14 protein-coding genes are annotated in these 18,740 nt (G+C 67.4%); 9 read left to right on the top strand and 5 right to left on the bottom strand.

Going from position 1 to position 18,740, the window contains the following annotated elements; translation table 11 throughout:
• Positions 1-4: 4 nt before the first annotated feature.
• Together HMPREF1478_RS01265 and HMPREF1478_RS01260 are read right to left on the bottom strand one after the other, a co-directional pair.
• Positions 5-1,174, bottom strand: coding sequence for a glutamate--cysteine ligase (locus HMPREF1478_RS01265; protein WP_016460282.1), 1,170 nt, complete (start codon positions 1,172-1,174; stop codon positions 5-7).
• A gap of 65 nt (positions 1,175-1,239) precedes the next feature.
• Positions 1,240-2,481 carry a class I SAM-dependent methyltransferase gene (locus tag HMPREF1478_RS01260; protein WP_016460281.1) on the bottom strand — a complete coding sequence of 414 codons (1,242 nt, stop codon included), beginning with the start codon at positions 2,479-2,481 and terminating at the stop codon, positions 1,240-1,242.
• Positions 2,482-2,722: 241 nt separating this feature from the next.
• Between HMPREF1478_RS01260 and groES the strand changes: the two genes are divergently transcribed.
• Positions 2,723-3,019 carry a co-chaperone GroES gene (gene groES / locus HMPREF1478_RS01255; RefSeq protein WP_003790486.1) on the top strand — a complete coding sequence of 99 codons (297 nt, stop codon included), beginning with the start codon at positions 2,723-2,725 and terminating at the stop codon, positions 3,017-3,019.
• 108 nt (positions 3,020-3,127) lie between these two features.
• Here the strand turns inward: groES and HMPREF1478_RS01250 are convergent, their stop codons facing one another.
• Positions 3,128-3,940, bottom strand: coding sequence for a DsbA family protein (locus tag HMPREF1478_RS01250; protein WP_016460280.1), 813 nt, complete (start codon positions 3,938-3,940; stop codon positions 3,128-3,130).
• Between the two features lie 89 nt (positions 3,941-4,029).
• The gene (locus tag HMPREF1478_RS01245) at positions 4,030-4,326 is read right to left on the bottom strand and encodes a WhiB family transcriptional regulator (RefSeq protein ID WP_003790481.1); all 297 of its coding nucleotides are present in this window, start codon (positions 4,324-4,326) and stop codon (positions 4,030-4,032) included.
• 299 nt (positions 4,327-4,625) lie between these two features.
• On the opposite strand from HMPREF1478_RS01245, the gene HMPREF1478_RS01240 reads away from it, so the two are divergent.
• From HMPREF1478_RS01240 to HMPREF1478_RS01225, 4 genes are all read left to right on the top strand, one after another.
• Complete coding sequence (locus HMPREF1478_RS01240; protein ID WP_016460279.1) at positions 4,626-5,546, top strand: MerR family transcriptional regulator; 921 nt, start codon at positions 4,626-4,628, stop codon at positions 5,544-5,546.
• A gap of 117 nt (positions 5,547-5,663) precedes the next feature.
• On the top strand, positions 5,664-6,938 hold the full coding sequence (locus HMPREF1478_RS01235) for an AGE family epimerase/isomerase (protein ID WP_016460278.1): 1,275 nt from the start codon (positions 5,664-5,666) through the stop codon (positions 6,936-6,938).
• A 101-nt stretch (positions 6,939-7,039) separates the two neighbouring features.
• Positions 7,040-8,563 carry an IMP dehydrogenase gene (gene guaB, locus HMPREF1478_RS01230; protein ID WP_034474784.1) on the top strand — a complete coding sequence of 508 codons (1,524 nt, stop codon included), beginning with the start codon at positions 7,040-7,042 and terminating at the stop codon, positions 8,561-8,563.
• 105 nt (positions 8,564-8,668) lie between these two features.
• Positions 8,669-9,358 carry a transaldolase family protein gene (locus HMPREF1478_RS01225; RefSeq protein ID WP_003790462.1) on the top strand — a complete coding sequence of 230 codons (690 nt, stop codon included), beginning with the start codon at positions 8,669-8,671 and terminating at the stop codon, positions 9,356-9,358.
• Positions 9,359-10,442: 1,084 nt separating this feature from the next.
• Here the strand turns inward: HMPREF1478_RS01225 and HMPREF1478_RS01220 are convergent.
• Entirely contained in the window at positions 10,443-11,195 is a 753-nt protein-coding gene (locus tag HMPREF1478_RS01220; protein WP_016460276.1) for an exonuclease domain-containing protein, read from the bottom strand.
• A 100-nt stretch (positions 11,196-11,295) separates the two neighbouring features.
• On the opposite strand from HMPREF1478_RS01220, the gene HMPREF1478_RS01215 reads away from it, so the two are divergent.
• The 4 genes from HMPREF1478_RS01215 to HMPREF1478_RS01200 all read left to right on the top strand — a co-directional run bounded on the left by HMPREF1478_RS01215 (position 11,296) and on the right by HMPREF1478_RS01200 (position 18,681).
• Entirely contained in the window at positions 11,296-12,420 is a 1,125-nt protein-coding gene (locus HMPREF1478_RS01215) for a GuaB3 family IMP dehydrogenase-related protein (protein ID WP_016460275.1), read from the top strand.
• Positions 12,421-12,695: 275 nt separating this feature from the next.
• The gene (locus tag HMPREF1478_RS01210; RefSeq protein WP_016460274.1) at positions 12,696-15,065 is read left to right on the top strand and encodes an ExeM/NucH family extracellular endonuclease; all 2,370 of its coding nucleotides are present in this window, start codon (positions 12,696-12,698) and stop codon (positions 15,063-15,065) included.
• 65 nt (positions 15,066-15,130) lie between these two features.
• A complete protein-coding gene (locus tag HMPREF1478_RS01205; protein ID WP_016460273.1) occupies positions 15,131-17,434 on the top strand; it encodes a bifunctional metallophosphatase/5'-nucleotidase in 2,304 nt (767 codons plus the stop codon).
• A 152-nt stretch (positions 17,435-17,586) separates the two neighbouring features.
• Positions 17,587-18,681, top strand: a complete 1,095-nt coding sequence (locus HMPREF1478_RS01200; protein WP_016460272.1) for a BMP family lipoprotein — start codon at positions 17,587-17,589, stop codon at positions 18,679-18,681.
• The last annotated feature ends 59 nt before the right edge of the window (positions 18,682-18,740 follow it).

The following is an 18,740-nucleotide window of genomic DNA, read 5'->3' as shown; positions in this document are numbered from 1 at the left end:
GCGTTTAGGCGTTCAGGGTTGCGAATTCGGCGAGGGCGAGGGGGCGTCCAGCGCTCATTTCGGCGCGCATGAGATCCACCACTGCGTCGAGGCCCTGACCGGGGCGGGCGGCCGCCGCGACGGCGCGCTGACGCTCGTAGGACGCGCCGATCGCCAGGATCGTCTCGAGGCCGGCGAACTCGCGCGCGCATCCCAGGTCCTCGGCCACGGGGGCCAGCTCCTCCTTCAGTCGTGCGATGCCGTCGCGGGCGCTCTCGGTTGCGCCGTCGCGAGAGACGATGAGGGTCGCGTCCATGCCGTAGCGGGCGGAGCGCCACTTGTCTTCGGCGACGAACCAGTCCGGTAGGACGGGCAGCGGCTCGCCCGCGTCGTACAGGCGCGAGAAGTGCTCGACGAGGACGTGGGTGAAGGCCGCGAAAATGCCGACCTCGGTCGCGTTCGTCGCCGCGTCGTACACGCGGTTCTCGATCGTGCCGAAGGCGGGGGAAGGGCGAATGTCCCAGCGGACCTCGTCGAATCCCTCGATGACGCCCGTGCGGATCATGTCGTCCGTGTAGGCCTCGAGGTCCTCCCATGTGGCGAACTGGCGCGGGATGCCGGCGGTGGGAAGCTGCTGGAAGACCATCGCGCGATTGGATGCGTAGCCGGTGTCCTCGCCCGCCCAGAAGGGGGAGGACGCGGAGATGGCCTGCAGGTGGCCCAGGTGCGCGGTGAGGGCGGCCTGGATCGGCAGGATTTTCGCGCGGTCCTCGACGCCGACGTGGACGTGGACGCCGTACAGGAGCATCTGGTGCCCCCAGTAGGCGGTGCGCTCGACCAGCTGCGCGTAGCGCTGCGAATCGGTGACGCGCTGGCGGCCTGGGCGCGCGAAGGGGTGGGTGCCGGCGGTCGCCAGGTCGATGCGCAGGTCCGAGGCCAGCGGAGTCAAGTAGTCAACGCAGTCCATGAGGTCGGCCATGCACTCGGCGACGGTCGCACGTGGCTTGGAGACGACCTCGATCGTGTTGAGGAGCATCTCGCGGTGCACGCCCGGGTAGAGCTTGCCGTCGGTTGTGGCGCGGTCGATGATGGCGTCCGCGCTTTGACGCAGGTCGTGGGAATCACGGTCAACGAGCTGGAGCTCCCACTCGACACCAATCGTGGAGCGCTGGGAGGAACCGAAGGGCAAAGACATGTCGATCCTTTCGCTGGCTGCCTCCATTCTGGCAGGCAGGGGCCCAGTGGCGGCCGAGAGCTTCCTTACAGGTTTTTAGCCAACCGTCGGCAGATGATCGCGCGGTGACGCCCGTCGACGCGCGTCGCGATGATGGTCAGCTGCTCGCCTCCGCCGCCCAATTTCATGGATTTACGCAGGTCGTCCGGGTTGATGTCTGCTCCGCGCTTCTTGATTTCGACGCTGCCCGCCCCGCGCGAGCGCAGCTCGACAGAAATTGCCTTTGCCCGCAGGTTGGTCACTGCGAGGACCTCGAAACGGTCGTAGAAGGGAGAGTTGGGCAGGTCATCCCCTGTCAGGTAGGCGATCTTGTCGGACACGATGCCGGCACCGACGTCCTGTGCGAGACGCCCCAGGAGGCCCGCGCGGATGACCGCGCTGTCGGGTTCGGCAACCATCGCGCCCAGGGGAGCAACCTCCACGCGGGGCGCTGGCGCGTTCGGCGCGAAGCCCTCGGGCGTGGAGAGCGAATGGGCGGCCCCGGCCTCGTCGAGGAGGAGGCACGAACGCCCCCGCCCCTCGGGGGACAGCGCGGGAGACCAGAGCGAGGCCTCGACGAGGTCGCCGCCCACGCTCACCCACTGCGCGTGCCAGGAGGAGGGGATGTGCTCGTACGCGATGCCCGGCGCGACCTTGATGCCGACGCGGTCGATCGTGGAGGCCCAGCCCAGGGCGAGAGAGAGGGGAGGGGACCACTGCTCCGGGTCCGTGATGCGCGCCGATCCGCGCGAGGCTCCCGTGCGTCGGGCGGGATCCGCGAAGATTGCGTCGACGCCTTCTTCGGCCAGTTCGCCCATGTCGAGGTCGGTGACGTCCCCCAGACGCACCTCGGAGCCCTCGAAGGCGCGCAGGTTCGCGGCCACGGCCCCCGCGGCGTCGGGGTCGATGTCGACGGCCAGCACGTCCATGCCCAGGCCGGCGATCGCCATGGCATCCGACCCGATGCCGCAGCCCAGGTCCGCGACGCGGCTCGCACCGCAGTCCCGGAATCGCTGGGCATGCCGGGCGGCCACGACGAGGCGCGTGGCCTGCTCGAGGCCGTCGCGCGTGAACACCATGTGCGAGGCGAAGGGGCCGAACTTGGCGCGCGCAGCCTGGCGCAGGGCGAGCTGGGTGAGGACGGCGACCACCAGCTCCGCGTCGAGGCCGGAGGCTCGCAGGGCAGAGCCGAGCTCCGGCAGGGGAATCGGGTTGGCGGCCTGCTTGGCCTGCAGGGATTCCAGCAGCTCCCAGCCGGGGGAGGACAGAATAGGGGTCAGGGCGCTCACCTGCTTATTGTCCCATCTCTTCGGCGGCGAGGTCGTCTGTGGGTGTGCGGTCGGGTGCGGATAGTGCGGGCCGAGTCTCGCCCAGGGTGAACGCGCCTGGCACTCGGCTTGCCCGAGTGCCAGGACCGCGCCTACACTCGTGGAGGAAGCGCGGGAAAACCCGCGACCGGTCCCGCACCTGACCCCCGCGACGGCAGGGAACGGACGAGCACCTTCGTGACAAAAAAGAAAGGGAGCGACAATGTCGATCTCCATCAAGCCCCTCGAGGACCGCATCGTCATCCGCCAGGTTGAGGCCGAGCAGACCACCGCCTCCGGCCTGGTCATTCCGGACACCGCCAAGGAGAAGCCGCAGGAAGGCGAAGTTATCGCCGTGGGCCCCGGCCGCGTGGACGACAACGGCAACCGCATTCCCGTCGACGTCAAGGTCGGCGACGTGGTCATCTACTCGCGCTACGGCGGCACCGAGGTCAAGTACGACGGCCAGGAGTTCCAGATCCTGTCCTCGCGTGACGTGCTGGCGGTCGTGGAGCGCTGAGCGCTTCGCATACTGAACGCTACAGGGGCGGCCCGGAAGGAATCCTTCCGGGCCGCCCTTTTGTTCGTGTCTTCCGCGTCGTGCATCCGTGCGGCGCGAGGCCTCGTATCAGGAAGCGGACTGTGCCGCCTGTTCGAGGATCGTGTTGCGGATGTAGGAGGCGTCCCGGTAACCGCTGACGAACGCCTTGTTGATAAACATCGTGGGCGTGCCGCTGATACCCGCCTGGTGAGCCTGTTCCTTGGCGGCCTTCACCTTGGAGACGGTGTGGTCGGCGAGCATCGTTGCGCGGAACTTGTCCAGGTCGGGCACACCCGCCTGGGCCGCGAAATCAACGAGAGCCTGCTCGGAGTACTGCGGGTGCCCGGTCGGGTCAGCCGCCGCGTAGACCACGTCGTGGAACTCCCAGAACTTGCCCTGCTCGCCGGCGGCGATGCCCGCCTGCGCGGCCAGGGGAGAGGTCTCGGTGATCTGAGCCAGGTCGTACCACTCCACGCGCAGCGTGCCATCCGCGACGAGGTCAGCCAGCGCCGGGTCGATCTCCTGGGCGTACTTCGTGCAATAGGGGCACGCAAAATCGGAGAAGAGAACCATCGTCACGGGAGCGTTGATATCGCCCTTCGCCTGCGGATCGTCCGCCTGGTGACGCACGAACGACTTCATGATCTCCAGATTGCTCGCGTTCGTCTGGCTGGGAGCCGCAGTCTCCGTATTCTGCGGCATCTGCGCGGCTGCGGTCGGCGTCGCCGCAGGGGTGGCCTGACCCGCCGGAGAGGTGGAGGAGAGCTGGACGCCCATCCACACGCATGCGCCCGCGAGGATCGCCGTGATCGGCGCGGTCACGAAGAAGAGCGTCTTGTACAGGTTGGTCGGGGCGTCCTCGGCCTTGTTCTGCGAGGCCTTGTTGTCGTTGTCGGTCATGCGAGCTCCCGGAGAGGATGGGCGTTTGGGCGGGCAGTAAAAAGGTGCGGCATCGCGGTGGCGATGCCGCACCGAACAATGGATGCGCGTTAGGAGACGCGGCGACCGCGCCCGGAGGAGCGGATTTCTTCGCGTCGTTCTTCTTCGGTCATTCCACCCCAGATGCCGTAGGGCTCCTGGGCGGCTAGAGCGTAGGACCGGCACTGCTCGATCACCGGGCAGGTTGCGCAGATCGCCTTGGCGTTCGCCGCGCGGCGTCGGCGTGTGGAGCCGCGCTCACCCTCGGGGTGGAAGAACAGCTCGGTGTCCAGGTCACGGCACGCCGCTTCGTACTGCCATTCCCACGCATCGATCATGGGTCCGGGCAGACGGGAGACGTCAGTCATTGGGTGCCTCCTTCATGTCTGTCGTGCCGACATTTTCGGCACACGATGTCGGCAAGAATAGACACTTGCGCGGTAGTTATTCAAGGATCTTTCTCGAATTATGATCCAGTTCTCAGCATGTGGGGGTCTGGACTGTTAAAACCCCGAAAAAACTCAGGCACGCGAGTTGAACGAGCAGTGAATAACTTTATGAACAACTTTTTGTGTGTGCCTGGGGTCGTTCCTGTGGCGTGTCAGCTTCTCACACGCAAGAATCGGGGTACCGGACAAACACCGACACAATGCGGAGAGGAGCAGGCATGCCACGGGCGATCATCGAGCAGTCGGCTCTCGCCGACCGCTCCCGTACCGTCTCCTCCGTCTCCGACGAACTCGGCGTGTCAGCGTCGACGCTGCGTACCTGGGAACGACGCTACGGCCTCGGCCCCGCGCAACGAGAAGCCGGAGCGCGCCGTCGCTACCTGCCCGAGGACGTTGAACGCCTGCGCGCCATGATCCACCACGTGCGCGCCGGGTTGCCCGCCGCCGAGGCAGCCAAACGTGCCCTGGCCGAACGGGCACGCCTGCCCCAATCCGGCCCCGACAACGCCGCACAGCTGCGCACCGTGGTCCTCGCCGACGACTACGAGCGCCTCGAGGAAGTGCTCGAATCGGCGGTCGCCAGCCACGGCCTCGTCCATACGTGGTCACGCTTCGTCGAACCCGCCCTCAAATCTCTGCGATCCGCACCCGGCGGCGACCCGGTCGGATCCTCGCCCGCCATCATGCTCGTCAACGCCTTCCAGCGCGTATGCCGCTGCGCTTACCAGTCGCGGCCCACGCGCGCCCTCATCGGCGGGGACCGTATCGCAATCGTCAGCGATGCCCTCCACGAGACACCGGCCCAGGTCGTCGGCGTCGCCCTGGCCTGGTACGGGTGTGATGTTCGCCTGCTCTCCAGCGAGAACTACGGAGGTGTCGGCGTCGCCGATCGCTTCCGCGAATACGTGCGTGGCGGCGTTCCCGCACTGACCGTCGTCCTGGGCTGCGGTCCCGCCTGCGCGCACACCGTCGAAAGCCTGGTCGCCCGCTACGGCGTTCCCACGATCATGGTGGGCACGGACGCCCCCGACGTCCTCTCTCCACACGTCCAGCGCGTGCGAACGATCAGCGCCTGCGTCGAAGAAGCCCTCGCGCTCCTCGCACCCCAAGCGGATCTGCAGCTGGTCGGCCGCTCCTGACGCGCTTGACGGCTCACGCGCAATTGCCTGCTCAACTGCGCGCTCAGCGTCCCCGCCTCCGCCCGCAGCGCTTGGTCAGGTGATACCGTGAAGGCACGTACCGGCAGGAGAACAGTCATGAACGCCCCCTGGAACAACGAAGACCTGCGCCGCGCTTTCGACGCTGATTTTGACGCGCTCGTCGCCTTCGCTTCCCGGTCGAAGGCGCGGGTCGGTTTCGCCTTCCTGCGCGCCGACGGTCAGGTGGACCTCGGACGCCCCCTCGACGCGCGTATCAGTGCGCGCATGACGCACGTCTTCGCCCTCGCGCAGATGCGGGGCATCGAGGGGACCGCGCACCTGGTCAGCCATGGCCTCGCCGCCCTGACCGGACCCCTGCGCGCCCCGAACGGATCCTGGTACGCCGAGGTCGTGCCCACCTCGGAAAATAGTGCGACCCCTGTTCCTCGGGCGATCTTCTCTCAGCGTGCCCAGTCGGCGATGATCGGCGCTGCGGCCGCCGCCGTGATGGTCGGGCACGATGAGGCGCGCGACCTGCTCGCCGACCTTGAAGCGGACCAGGATCAGCGCTGGTGGGACCCGTGCGCCGGTGCCGTGCGCGAGGAGATCGAGGCCGCGACTGGCAAGCGCTCGCCCCTGCGTCGCCTCTCCACCAACCTCGACACCGCGCAGGCCTACCTGGCGGCCTGGGAAGCGACGGGGGAGCGCGTCTGGTTCGACCGCGCGCGCTCAATCCTGCGCCTCGTCGGCGAGATCGCCGCGCGCTGCGGCTTCGCCCTGCCCGACCTCTACGACGAGGAATGGCGCCCCCTGCCCGCCTCGGCCGACCAAGCCCCCGTCGAGCTCATCCGCCCCGGAGATACCCTCCCCGGCCTCGGATTCAAAGCCGCTCGCCTCATCGGGCAGGCCTACGCCATCCTCACCCACATGGGCGAACAACCCGGCCCGTGGATGATCGACACGGCGACCGCCCTCTACGACCGCGCCCTCGCCGACGGGTGGACGGACGAAGGCGTGGGCGGCATCGTCTACACCCTCGACCCCACAGGCGTTGTCGCCGCCCCCCAGCGCATGCACTGGGTCGTCTGCGAGGCTGCGAGTGCTGCCCGCGTCCTCGCCGAGGTCGTGGACCCCTCGCGCGCCGAGGACCTCGCCGTCGACTACGCCCGCGCCGTCGCCTGGGCCGACTCCCACGCCCGCGCCGGGATGGGACGCTGGATCCACGAAGTCGCGCCCGACGGCTCCGTCTCCATGCTCGTGTGGGAGGGGCGCCCCGACGCCCTCACCGCCGCCCGCATGCTGGCACGAGGCGCCGCCCCGATCCATCTCACAGTCACCGGCGCAACCGCCGCCCGCTCCGCCTCCCAGTCCACCCCCAGCGCGACCTCCTGAGGGCAGCGCGGGCGCCCCGGCCTCGTCCCGTTCATGCCCGGCTGTGGCATATGTGCGGAGGCGAGGACGCGAAAGCGCCACCGACCGCCTACAATTGGCCCATGGGAGAACTCGCTACACATGATCCTTTCGGCCTCACCGGCCTCACCTACGACGACGTCCTGCTCCTTCCCGAGCTCACGGACGTCGTTCCTTCATCCGTTGACACGAGCAGTCGCCTGACGACAAACATCTCGCTGCGCGTCCCGCTCCTGTCCGCCGCCATGGACACCGTCACCGAGGCGCGCATGGCCATCGCCATGGCCCGCCAGGGCGGCATCGGCATCCTCCACCGCAACCTCTCCATCGAGGAACAGGCCGCGCAAGTCCGCCAGGTCAAGCGCAGCGAATCCGGCATGGTCGAAGACCCGGTGACCGTCGGCCCCGACGCCACCATCGACGAACTCGACCGCCTCTGCGGCCACTACCGCGTCTCCGGCCTGCCCGTCGTGAACGAGGACGGCGCACTCCTGGGCATCATCACGAACCGCGACCTGCGCTTCGTCCCCCAGAGCGAATGGGCCACCCTGCGCGTGCGCGACTGCATGACCCCGCGCGACCGCCTCGTCGTCGGACAGGTCGGCATCTCCCGTGAACACGCCAAGCACCTGCTGGCCGAACACCGCGTCGAAAAGCTGCCCATCGTCGACGAGAACGACCACCTGACCGGCCTCATCACCGTCAAGGACTTCGTCAAGACCGAGCAGTACCCCAACGCCACGAAGGACTCGCGCGGCCGCCTCGTCGTCGGCGCGGCCGTCGGCTACTGGGGCGACACCTGGGAGCGCGCCACCGCCCTGGCCGAGGCCGGCGTGGACGTCCTGGTCGTCGACACCGCGAACGGCGGCGCCCAGCTGGCCCTCGACATGATCCGCCGCATCAAGGCCGACCCGACGTTTGAGGGCATCGACATCATCGGCGGCAACGTCGCCACGACCGAAGGCGCGCAGGCGCTCATCGACGCGGGCGTCGACGCCGTCAAGGTCGGTGTGGGCCCCGGATCGATCTGCACGACCCGCGTCGTCGCCGGCGTCGGCGTCCCCCAGATCACCGCGATCCACCTGGCCGCCCAGGCCTGCGGTCCCGCCGGAGTCCCGCTCATCGCGGACGGCGGCCTGCAGTACTCGGGCGACATCGGCAAGGCCCTCGTGGCCGGCGCCGACACCGTCATGCTCGGCTCCCTGCTGGCCGGCTGCGAGGAATCCCCCGGCGAGGTCGTGTTCACCAACGGCAAGCAGTTCAAGCGCTACCGCGGCATGGGCTCGCTCGGCGCGATGAGCTCGCGCGGGCGCAAGTCCTACTCCAAGGACCGCTACTTCCAGGCCGACGTCACCTCCGACGACAAGATCGTCCCCGAGGGCATCGAGGGCCAGGTGCCCTACACCGGTTCCCTCGCGTCGGTGATCTACCAGCTCGTCGGCGGCCTGCACCAGACCATGTTCTACCTGGGTGCCTCCACGATTTCCCAGGTCAAGGCCAACGGTCGCTTCGTGCGCATCACCAGCGCGGGCCTGCGCGAGTCGCACCCGCACGACGTCCAGATGACGACGGAAGCGCCGAACTACCACTCCTCATCAGCGAAGTAATCGCAGATCGAGAGGTCATGACGGGCGGGAGCAGTCGCTGGGCTGCTCCCGCCCGCGCTATCCTAGGGGTGCGAAAACTCACAACACCGCAAAGGAGCTGCTCAGATGCTCATCCTCATCGATCACGCGAACGTCGATTCCATCGCCAAGACCCTGGAATACCTGCCCATCGACGGCGTGACCACTAACCCGACGATCCTGTACCGCGAGGGCAAGGAACCTCTCGAGGTGCTCCACGCCATTAAGCAGCTCCTGCCCGACGGCGCTCAGCTGCACGTCCAGATCGTCTCCCAGCGCGCCGATGACATGGTCGCCGAGGCCCGTGCCCTGCGCGGCGAGATCGGCGGCAACCTCTTCATCAAGCTCCCCGTCACGCGCGAAGGTTTCGCCGCCATCCCGCGCATCGTGCGCGAAGGCATGCAGGTCACCGCGACCGGCATCCACTCCTCGATGCAGGGCTTCATGGCCGCCAAGGCGGGCGCCCGCTACGTCGCCCCCTATGTCAACCGCATGGACAACTACGGCATCGACGGCGTGCGCGTCGCCTCCGAAATCCACCGCACCCTGCGTTCCTACGACTTGAAGGCCGACGTGCTGGCCGCGTCCTTCAAGAACTCTGAGCAGGTCCTTGAGCTGGTCCGCCAGGGCGTGGGTGCCATCACCGCCGCCCCCGACGTGCTGGCCGCACTCATCAAGAACCCCGCGACCGACGCCGCCATCGCGGACCAGAACCGCGACTTCGGCTTCCTCGTGGGTGAACGCCGCACGTGGTTGGACCTCATCAAGGAAAAGTGAGCTGTGCGTAGAGGCCCGGAGGTGGTGACTCGCCTCCGGGCCTCTCGCATACCCGCATTGCTGCTGCGCCACCGGCGTTCCTGGTGGCTGCGCCGCCGGTGTTCCGGGCGCCGTCGGGCCCGCCCGCCGTCCGCGCCGCGAGCTTCGCTCGGCCCGCCCGCCCGCTCGCCGTCTGCGCCGCGAGCTTCGCTCGGTGTGTCGGCTCGAAGCCCGGCCAGGCCCACGTCACCTGCAGCCCTCGCGCCTCTTCACCGCTGATCCCCCAACCAATTTCGCATGCAATTCCCCTGTGACTATTTCAAACCATGAATTTTGAGCGTTGGAATTGCAACGTTTTCGAGCTTTGTTGAATCTTCATCCAATCGAATTGCATGCGACTTTTGTGGGCGAACGGGTATCGCTACCCGCCGGCGCCCTCCTTGCTGGTGGCACGTGGTGTGTGCCCGGTCAGGCCTTGCGGCCCCGCCGGCGCCCTCTGCATGGGCTTATCCGGATAGGTTGTGCACACGCGGATAGGTTATGCACATCCGGATAGGTTATTAAGCTATCCGGATGTTCGTTACCTATCCGGATGTTGCTTACCTATCCGTATGTGAGCTGGCGGCCGATGACCTTGACCTCTCCACTCGAGCGAGCCCGCATTTAGGCTTGTTGCTAAGTGGTGTGACACCACTTAGCCGGGTATTACACCAGTTCGGAGGTGGTGTAATGCTCCCTAACTGGTGTCATGCCCCTTCGTCTGGTCCTGTGTAGGACATAGGGAAAGTTCCCTGACAATGTCGCATGCAATTTCCCTGTCAACCTTTCATGCATTGAAAGATGAGCGTTGGAATTGCAACGTTTTCAGACTCTGTTGAATCTTCACCTAATCGAATTGCATGCGACTTTTGGGGGAGAGAGACAGGCCGTGCTACCTGCGGTGCCCTCCACACTGGTGGTGTGTAGCGCGTGCTGAGCAGCCGGTCATGCGGCCGCCCACCGGGCGCGGCTGAACCCGGCCACTGCCTCGCACATGCACCGCACGGAGGACTCTTCAGACACAACGAAAACGGGGGCCGGCACCCGACCCCCGCCTGAAGCGTTCTTACTCCTGGTCGCCGCCGCGGCCTCGCGGCGTGATCTGGGGCCACTCGCGGTCGATGTTCGCGTCCTTGCCCTGCTTGCGCAGGTACTTCTCGAAGTCCTCGGCCCAATCCTGGTGAGCCTGGAGCTGATAATCCATGAGCTCCAGGGCGCTCATGGAGCCCAGCTGCGGGTACTTATCCACCATGCCGGCGAGCACGTCGAGCGTCATGGCCACGTCGACCTCGGCCGTGTGAGCGTCCGGGGAAGCGACCGCCCCGTAGACGGGCGCCATCTCCGTCAGCGTCTTCTTGCCCTTGCGGAAGCGGTCGAGCTTACGATCCAAGACGAGCGGGTCGACGACCAGCATCGGCGCACCCTCGAGGCGCTCCTCGAAAGACCCCAGGTGGTGGCGGCGCAGCTCCTGGTTCACCAGCGTGATGTCGTACGTCGCGTTGAAGGCGACGACTGGGTATCCGCGCAGCCAGTGCTCGACGATGGAACCGGCCAGCTCGTGCAGGACCTCCTCGATGGGGCGGCCGTCGCGGCGCGCCTGCTCGGTCGTGATGCCGTGGACGGCCGTGGCCTGCTCGGGGATCTCGACGCCCGGGTCGGTCAGCCACGTGGCCACCTGGTCGGGGGCGCTGACGCCGCTGCGGTAGGAGGCGCCGTCGATGCGCAGCACCAGCGCGGCGGTGACGAGGCGGTCCTTGAGTGCGCGCACGCCCGTCGTCTCGGTGTCAAAACCCATCCATGGGTCGTCGATCCAGCTCATGATTGCTCCTCGCCTTGCCGGTGACTCCAGTGTGGCAGAGGGCGGGCACATCTGCGTCCCGGAGGCAGTGGAAGCGTGCTGGAGGCAGTAGAATCGGGTCATGAGCGACGAAGTGGAAATCGGTCGTGGCAAGCGCGGGCGCCGCGCCTACACGCTGGACGATATCGCCCTCGTGCCCGCGCGGCGCACCCGGGATCCCGAAGACGTCAACGTGGGCTGGCAGATCGACGCTTACCACGTCGACATTCCCGTGATGGCGGCCCCGATGGACTCGGTGATGAGCCCGGAGACGGCGATCGCCTTCGGCCGCCTCGGTGGTATCGGCGTGCTCGACCTGGATGGCCTGTGGACCCGCTACGAGGATCCGACCCCGATCCTTGAGCGCATCTCCCACCTGGGCGAGGAGGAGTCGATCGCGTCCCTCCAGCGCATCTATTCGGAGCCGATTAAGCCGTCGCTGATCACCGCGCGCCTCAAGCAGCTGCGCGAAGCCGGCGTGGTGGTCGCCGGCAAGCTCTCACCCCAGCGCGTGCAGAAGTACTGGCGCGCGGTCGTGGACGCGGGCGTTGACCTGTTCATCATTCGCGGCTCGACCGTGTCCGCCGAGCATGTCTCCTCGCGCAGCGAGCCCCTCAATCTCAAGCGTTTCATCTACGAGCTGGACGTCCCCGTCATCGTCGGTGGCGTGTGTACGGATGCGGCGGCTCTGCACCTGATGCGTACGGGCGCGGCGGGTGTCCTCGTCGGTTTTGGCGGGGGAGCGGCGCACTCGACGCGCCAGTCCCTGGGCGTGCACGCGCCCATGGCGACGGCGATCGCGGACGTGGCGGCAGCCCGTCGCGACTACATGGACGAGTCTGGCGGCCGCTACGTGCACGTCATCGCGGACGGCGGCATTGGCCGCTCCGGTGACCTGTCGCGCGCGATTGCGTGCGGCGCGGACGCTGTCATGCTGGGTGCTGCCATCGCCCGCGCGGAGGAGGCTCCCGGGCGCGGCTGGCACTGGGGGTCGGAGGCGACGCACCCGGATATGCCGCGCGGCCAGCGCGTCCACGTGGGTACGACGGGCACGCTTGAGCAGATCCTCTATGGCCCCTCGACGCGCGCGGATGGTTCGCTGAACTTCATTGGCGCGCTCAAACGGACCATGGCCTCGACGGGATACTCGGAGGTCAAGGATCTGCAGCGCGCCCAGGTGGTCGTCTCCCCGTACTCGGCGTCCTAACCTTCGTTCGCTCCGCGACGAGGCCGGGGCTGGGTATGCCGAGGCCTGGGGAACGCCGCGACCTCGGCTCAGTTTGACGAGGCCGGGGCCGCTTCTCGCTGTCGGGTGCACGCTCGCCCGGAAACGCCTTGTATTTGCGGGAATATTCTCAATGTCTTCCGCACACGTGTGCATGTGATTACACTTGTCATAACTCGTGTTGCCGTTGGTAAAGACGCCTGCGGCACGGGGCTGGTCGGCCCCTCACGGTGAGGTGAGGTTGAGAGGACATCCCGATGAAGTGCGGGACACGATCACTAGCTGCATTCGGCGCGCTCGCGCTGTCCGCGATCGGGCTTGTGCCCGCCGCATGGGCGGCTGATGCGGGCCAATCGGGTGCTGTGGAAGCAAGCCAGTCGGGAGCTGCGCAGACTGAGGGCACGCAGGCCCAGTCAGGTGCGGCGCAGCCTGAGGAGCCGACGCAGCCCGCTCAGTCTTCCGCTCCCGAGACTTCCGCGCAGTCGGGGGAGGCCAGCCCAGGCCTCGTCGATACGCCGATCCCGGACATCCAGGCCGTGGGCGCGGGGGATGATTCCGCAATGGTGGGGGCCGCCGTGACGACGCTTGGCGTTGTGACCGCCGCGTACCCGGCCGCCGAGTCCGGCTTGGGCGCGACGCTGGACGGCTACACGATCCAGACCCCCGGGTCGGGCGGCGCGTGGGATGAGGGACGCGCGAGTTCGGATGCTCTGTTTGTCTACGCGGGGAAGGACGGCCAGGTTCCAGCGGTCGGAACGTGCGTGCGCGTCACCGGAACGGTTGGTGAGTTCCCTGCGACGACCGCGAAGGGAAACCCGCAGAGCCTCACCCAGTTGGCGGTGACCTCCGTGAGTAACGTCGAGGGCTGCCAGGCCGTGACACCCACGCCGGTGACCGGTGTCCCTACCCCCGATCAGGCGGAGCCCTACGAGTCGATGCTCCTGGCTCCCCAGGGCACGTGGACCATCACCGACAACTACCAGACGAACCAATACGGCACCCTCGCCCTCACTCCGGGTGAGAGCCCGTTGCGCTCGGCCACCGACGTGGTCGCACCCGGGCAGGCGGCCCGCGACTACGAGGCCGCCAATGCCGCGCGCGTCATTGCCCTCGATGACGGCACGAACACGAACCTGCTGAAGGGGGCCGCCACCGAGGTGGCCTACGCCTACCTGGCGAACGGCTCACCCGCGCGCGTCGGCTACCACGTGTCCTTCTTGGGGCCGGTTGTCCTCGAACCCAGGCACGGGTCCTTCGTTTTCCAGCCGACCTCCATGGTCGCCGGGTACCCTGACCGCTCGCCCGTCACCATCACGGGGCAGCGTCCGAGCGCCCCCACGGTCGGAGGTGACACGCGCGTGGCGACCTTCAATGTCCTCAACTACTTCTCGGACCTGGGCGTCGACGAGGCCGGATGCACGGGCTACCCCGACCGCACGGGCGCCTTCGTGACGGCGAAGAAGTGCAAGGTGCGCGGCGCGTTCTCGCGCGAGGCCTTCGCGAACCAGGAGGCCAAGATCGTCTCAGCGATCAACGCCTTGGGGGCCGACGTGGTCGCCCTGGAGGAGATCGAAAACCCGGTGGCCGTGGGCGTGGGAACGGACCGCGACGCATCCCTGGCGCGCCTTGTCGAGGCCCTCAACAAGGCAGCGGGAGCGGGGACCTGGGCGTACGTGCCCTCGCCCAAGACCGTTCCCGAGGCCGAGGACGTCATCCGCGTCGCCTTCATCTACAAGCCCGCGACCGTCGCCCCCATCGGTGAGTCGCTCATTGACGACGACCCGGCGTTCACGGGCCTGGCGCGCCAGCCTCTTGCTCAGGAGTTCGTGCGTGTCACCGCCGAGCGAACCGCACCCGCATCCTTCGTGGTCATCGCCAACCACTTCAAGTCGAAGGGTTCCGTCCCCGAGGGCGCGGGCGAGGGTAACGTCGACAACGGTGATGGGCAGGGCAACGCGAACGCGATCCGCGTCGCACAGGCCGAGGCGCTGGCATCCTTCGCCGCCCGCTTTTCGGACAAGCCGACCCTGCTCGTCGGCGACTTCAACTCCTACTCCCAGGAGGACCCGATCAAGGTCCTCGAAACTGCGGGCTGGGCGCACGTGTCCGGCGCGGGCGAGGCCTCCTACGTTTACTCGGGGCGCTCGGGATCCCTCGACCACGTCTTCGCCAACGCGGCCGCCAAGCCGCTCCTCGCGGGGGTGACCAGCTGGGCTGTCAACGCCCAAGAGTCCATCGCATTCGAATACTCGCGGGCCGGTATGAACGCTCACCTGGCCGTCGAGGCGGACAACCCCTACCGCTCCTCGGATCACAACCCCGAGCTCATCGGGCTCACCCTGGGCGGCGGAGAGAACCCAGCCCCGGCGCCGAGCGCCGACCCATCCGCCGCCCCCACGGATGCCCCCAGCCCGGCCTCGTCCCAGTCCCCGTCCCCGGCGCCCCAGCGCGGCCTCTCCCAGGGGACCACGGCCTCGCCCCGCACGACGCCCACGCGCCAGACCCGCACCCCAGGCAACCTGCCGCGCACCGGTACCGATGCCGACCGAGCGGTGGGCTTGGATGTCCTCCTCGCCGCAGTGGGCGGTGGCCTCCTCCTCGTCGCGCGTCGCCGTCGCCGCGGCTGACCCCACGAACTCCCCACGCACCACGCAGGACGCGCCGCCGGCGCCCCAATGAAAGGAACACACCCATGTACAGACCATGGACTCGCTTCGCGCTCGCCTCGGCGGCCGCCCTCTCCCTGGCATCCCTGCCAGCCGCAGCGCTCGCGGCCGGGCAGGACGAGGCCTCAGCGGACGAGGCCGCGCCGATCACCCTGGACCTCTACACCCTGACGGACGTGCACGGACACATCCAACAGGTCACCAAGAAGGGCGTCGTGCGCGAGGCCGGGCTGCCCGCGATGAACTGCTATCTGAAGAAGGCACGCGCGACGAACCCCAACTCCTCGTTCACGCTGCTGGGCGACAACATCGGCGCATCCCCCTACATTTCGGGCGCGCTCAAGGACAACCCGACCATCGCGGCGCTCAACACGATGGATCCCCTGGCCTCGACGATTGGCAACCACGAGCTGGACATGGGACAGGCCGTCTTCAAGCAGCGCGTTGACGGGTCGAACCCGAGCGAGTTCGTGCAGGCGACCTTCCCCTACCTGGGGGCCAATATCGAGGGCATGGGCACCTACGGTGACGGCATCCCGTATCTGGGGGACTACAAGGTGTGGACGTCGCCCTCGGGCATGAAGGTGGCGTTCATCGGCGCGATCGCGCAGGACGTACCCTACAAGCTGAGCCCCGGCACGACGGCAGGCCTGACCTTCAGTGATCCGATTGCGCGCATCAACTCCCTGGCGGCCAAGCTGAAGACCAGCGGAGAGGCAGACGTTGTCATCGCCATGCTGGACGACGACGTGAAGAACAACTACACGAAGGTCGGCAAGGACGTCGACGGCCTCATGGGTGGGGACACGCACGTGCCCTACGAGTTTGACCACGTCAACTCGGTCGAGGCCTTCAACTCCGCGAACCCGCGCCTGGCGGGCATCGCGTCGGGCTCCTACACGGACAACCTGGGTCTCATCCGCCTGACGATCGACCCCGCGACGCGCCAGGTCACCAGTGCGGACTCGATCCTCATCCCGGCCGCCGAGGTCGCCCAGTGCGGTGCGGACCCCGATACTCAGGCCATCGTCGATAAGGCTGAGGCCGACTCGAAGGAAGCCGGCAAGCGCGTCGTCGCTACCGGATACACGACACCTTTCATGCGCGGCGTTTTCACGACCCCCGACGGGCTGACCGAGCCGGGTTCGAACCGCGGTATCGAGTCCTCCCTGGGCGACCTGGTCGCTGACTCCCTGCGCGAAACGATCCTCACCCCGGACGGAAAGAGCGTCGACATCGGCATGATCAACGCGGGCGGCCTGCGCGCCGACCTGGTGCCGAACGAGGACGGGACGATCACGTACGCGCAGACCTACGAGGTCGAGCCCTTCTCCAACGAGCTGGGATACGTCACGCTCAAGGGATCGGACGTCAAGGACGCGCTCGAGCAGCAGTGGAAGACGGACCTGAACTCGCAGAACTCCCGGCCCATGCTCAAGCTCGGCCTATCCTCGAACGTGCACTACACCTATGACCCGGCGAAGCCCTACGGTGAGCGCATCACGTCGGTGACGATCAACGGCGAGCCCCTCAAGGCCGACGCGACGTACACGGTCGGGTCCGTGACCTTCCTGCTCGCTGGCGGCGACTCCTTCGACGCGCTGACCCGAGGGGGAGCGGCCACCACGAATGGAAACCTGGACCGCGATTCCTTCAACGCATACTTGGGCGCGCATTCGGGGACGGCGGCTCGCTCCCTCCAGGCCACCGGAGGCCTGACGCCGCGCGAGGCGAAGTCCTCGATCGGCCTGACCCTGCCCACCGAGGCGGTCGCCGACGGCTCGACGGTGACGATCCCGCTGCGCGGCCTGTCCTTCTCCGAGGGGCCGTCCATCACCACGAAGGTGCGCGTGAGCGCCGGGGGAGCGCAGGCCGTGGCCGAGGTCGATAACTCCCTCGTGGACGCGCATGCCTCTGATGCTGCCTCGGTCATCACGACGGACGGCGCTGGCCAGGCGAGCGTGGACGTGACGGTCGTCGGCGCCTGCGAGGGCAAGGCCGCTGGCGAGGTTGTGAACGTGCCCGTCACGGTCGCCACCGACTTCGCGACGGTCGTCGAGGCCTCGGACGGCCTGACGATCCCCGTGACCTGTGCCGGTACGTCGGCACCCGCCCCGAGCCCCTCGGCCGATGCTGCGGATGGTTCCCAGTCTGGCACCCAGGCGCCAGCTCCGACGCAGCACAAGAACGCGAAGGCTCCCAAGAGCTCCCTGGCCCGCACGGGCGCGGACACGGAGGGCCTGGTCGGAGCGCTGTTTGTCGGTGCGATCGGTGTTGCCGGGCTGCTCGCCCGTCGCCGCGCCAATCGTTACCAAAGCGAGAACAAGTAGCCCTTGACAGGCCCGGAGGCGGCGCGAGACACTCGGATCAGACGTAAAAGTCGATCATGACAAATGTTCGCGCAATGGCTGCGCGGACACGATCCGCGGCTCGCGCCGCCACCGGTTCAAGGAAGAATCCACATCAACGGAGGAAAACACTCATGAAGCACCTCACGAAGCTCCTCGCCGCGGCGGGAGTCGCAACCCTCGCCTTGGCCGGCTGCGGTGGCGGCGGAGGGGCCACCACCAGCCAGTCCACGGGGACGAAGGACGCCAGCTCGTTCAAGGCCTGCGCGGTCTCGGACGCCGGCGGCTGGGACGATAAGTCATTCAACGAGTCCGCCTATGACGGCCTCAAGGCCTCCCAGTCCAGCCTCGGTATCCAGATCAACACGGCCGAGTCCAACTCGGACGCCGACTTCAACCCGAACGTGGAGTCCATGGTCTCTGACGGCTGCAACCTGATCATCGGCGTCGGCTTCAACCTGGAGAAGGCCATCCACGCCTCTGCGGACGAGAACAAGGACCTGCACTACGCCCTCGTCGACTCCAGCTTCAACGACGGCAACAACAACACGGTGACGGTGGAGAACGCGCGCCCGCTGCTCTTCAACACGGCCGAGGCCGCCTTCCTGGCGGGCTACGTGGCCGCCGGCATGACGAAGACCGGCAAGGTCGCGACCTTCGGTGGCATCCAGATCCCCTCGGTGACGGTGTTCATGGACGGCTTCGCCGACGGTGTTGCGGCCTACAACAAGGCCAAGGGGACGAGCGTCCAGCTGCTCGGCTGGGACAAGGCCACGCAGAACGGCTCCTTTACGCAGTCCTTCGACGATCAGACGCTGGGCAAGGAGCAGGCGCAGCAGTTCATCTCCCAGGGTGCGGACATCATCATGCCCGTCGCGGGCCCGGTCGGCCTGGGTGCTGCTGCGGCCGCCAAGGCGGATGGAAACACCTGGATCATCGGCGTTGACTCCGACTGGTACGAGGCGAACCCCGACTACTCCTCGATCGTGCTGACCTCGGTCATGAAGGAGATCGGCGCCTCCGTCGAGCAGGCGATTCAGGACTCCGTGAACGGTAAGTTCAGCGCGACCCCGTACGTGGGCACCCTGGCCAACGGCGGCGTCTCGATCGCCCCGTTCCACGATTTCGATGACAAGGTGTCCGCCGAGCTGAAGGCGGATCTGAGCAAGCTCACGGACGACATCAAGTCCGGCAAGCTCGTGATCGAATCGCAGAACGCCCCGAAGTGATGCGAAACGTGTGGGGCTGGCGGCGGTGACGCTGCCGGCCCCACACGGGCATCGGGCGG

The organism is Actinomyces sp. HPA0247 (assembly GCA_000411415.1).
GTDB lineage: Bacteria > Actinomycetota > Actinomycetes > Actinomycetales > Actinomycetaceae > Pauljensenia.
Note: the sequence above shows the minus strand (reverse complement) of the source record. Positions and strands in the feature narration are given on the sequence as shown.

Bases quoted from the DNA above. Each gene is read 5' to 3' on its own strand.
- HMPREF1478_RS01265 (WP_016460282.1), bottom strand. From the start codon at position 1,174: ATGTCTTTGCCCTTCGGTTCCTCCCAGCGCTCCACGATTGGTGTCGAG.
- groES (WP_003790486.1), top strand. From the start codon at position 2,723: ATGTCGATCTCCATCAAGCCCCTCGAGGACCGCATCGTCATCCGCCAG.
- HMPREF1478_RS01250 (WP_016460280.1), bottom strand. From the start codon at position 3,940: ATGACCGACAACGACAACAAGGCCTCGCAGAACAAGGCCGAGGACGCC.
- HMPREF1478_RS01245 (WP_003790481.1), bottom strand. From the start codon at position 4,326: ATGACTGACGTCTCCCGTCTGCCCGGACCCATGATCGATGCGTGGGAA.
- HMPREF1478_RS01240 (WP_016460279.1), top strand. From the start codon at position 4,626: ATGCCACGGGCGATCATCGAGCAGTCGGCTCTCGCCGACCGCTCCCGT.
- HMPREF1478_RS01235 (WP_016460278.1), top strand. From the start codon at position 5,664: ATGAACGCCCCCTGGAACAACGAAGACCTGCGCCGCGCTTTCGACGCT.
- guaB (WP_034474784.1), top strand. From the start codon at position 7,040: ATGGGAGAACTCGCTACACATGATCCTTTCGGCCTCACCGGCCTCACC.
- HMPREF1478_RS01225 (WP_003790462.1), top strand. From the start codon at position 8,669: ATGCTCATCCTCATCGATCACGCGAACGTCGATTCCATCGCCAAGACC.
- HMPREF1478_RS01220 (WP_016460276.1), bottom strand. From the start codon at position 11,195: ATGAGCTGGATCGACGACCCATGGATGGGTTTTGACACCGAGACGACG.
- HMPREF1478_RS01215 (WP_016460275.1), top strand. From the start codon at position 11,296: ATGAGCGACGAAGTGGAAATCGGTCGTGGCAAGCGCGGGCGCCGCGCC.
- HMPREF1478_RS01210 (WP_016460274.1), top strand. From the start codon at position 12,696: ATGAAGTGCGGGACACGATCACTAGCTGCATTCGGCGCGCTCGCGCTG.
- HMPREF1478_RS01205 (WP_016460273.1), top strand. From the start codon at position 15,131: ATGTACAGACCATGGACTCGCTTCGCGCTCGCCTCGGCGGCCGCCCTC.
- HMPREF1478_RS01200 (WP_016460272.1), top strand. From the start codon at position 17,587: ATGAAGCACCTCACGAAGCTCCTCGCCGCGGCGGGAGTCGCAACCCTC.